We start from the raw sequence: 212 nt of genomic DNA on the forward strand, positions 1-212 counted from the left end.
TCCAGCTCGACCGGATGCTGCCCGATGCCTTCGTGCACGCCGACGTGGGTCCGTCCGACTCACGCATGGTGCGTGCGATCTGGCGGGTCGAGCGCTCGCTGCGCCAGGTGGTGCCGAACCTCACCATGAAGGTCTCCCCCGACACCCCGGACGACCTGATCGAGGACGCGGTGCGCACCGTCTTCGAGACCGGCAAGCCGCACTTCGTGAAC

Annotated in this window: 1 protein-coding gene; it reads left to right on the top strand. The window is 67.9% G+C overall.

Annotation, left to right across the window (positions count from 1 at the left end):
• A partial coding sequence (locus BN358_RS12880) for a glycyl radical enzyme domain-containing protein (protein WP_157593503.1) occupies window positions 1-212 on the top strand: 212 nt, incomplete at both ends.

Origin of the sequence: Sedimentibacter sp. B4, assembly GCF_000309315.1 — a bacterium.
Classification (GTDB): Bacteria; Bacillota; Clostridia; order Tissierellales; family Sedimentibacteraceae; genus Sedimentibacter; species Sedimentibacter saalensis.